Origin of the sequence: Mesorhizobium sp. M8A.F.Ca.ET.021.01.1.1 (assembly GCF_003998025.1) — a bacterium.
Taxonomy (GTDB): Bacteria; Pseudomonadota; Alphaproteobacteria; order Rhizobiales; family Rhizobiaceae; genus Mesorhizobium.
The window spans coordinates 1-701 of the sequence record NZ_RZSJ01001050.1 but is presented as its reverse complement, the minus strand read 5'-3'; the positions used below and the strand labels follow the sequence as shown (position 1 = coordinate 701).

1 protein-coding gene is annotated in these 701 nt (G+C 64.5%); it reads right to left on the bottom strand.

From position 1 onward, the window contains the following. Positions 1 to 165 precede the first annotated feature (165 nt). Positions 166 to 701 (bottom strand): invasion associated locus B family protein (locus EOA36_RS36515; RefSeq protein WP_127281317.1); only part of this gene is annotated, 536 nt, incomplete at its 5' end.

Here is a 701-nt window from a genome sequence, read left to right as displayed (position 1 = left end):
GTGTCGAAGGCCGGCGTCGAGGAATGGCCTGAAATGACCAAGGACGAGGTGGCGGCGCGGCTCGCCGCGCTCATCGCCGAGCGGTTGAAAACGATCGTCGTCTGACAAGTGTCGGCGCAAGCATTTACCGCCAACCCCTGTCGCTTGCGGTGACGGTCCAAGCCGTCAATTGGCCAAAAGCTCCGCGGTGCGGGCAAGCGCCCCACCGAAGCCGTTGAGCGGAATGGAAAAGCTTACGACTTGCCCCGTATCCGCCGCGAACGCATCGATCTTGAGCGTGGTGCCGTTCTTGAGCAGCGGCGTGACATTTGCATCGAACGCCACCGGCACCAGGCAGCCGACCACCTGGCAGGTGTTGAACGGCAGGCTGCCGTCGAGCTTCTGGTCGTCGATGGTCAGCGTAACGCCCTTGGCAAGCGCCAGGCCAAACGGCAGCGCAAGGGTTCCGGTCGCATCCTCGCCGGTCTTGCTCGACAGCTCGATCGCCAGCAGCCGCTGGTTGCTTTGCTTGTTGAACTGCTGGTGCGACAGGCTACAGACCTTGTTGGTGCCCGATATCTGGCAATTGACCGTCCAGTCGCCATGGGTTTCGGACAAGGCCGAAGCGCCGCCGGGCAGCTGCGGCGCGTCAGCCGCGGCGGGCGGCGTTGCCGTCACCTTGTCGCTCTTGGTTTGCGCCGCCATGGCCGGCAGGCCTGCGA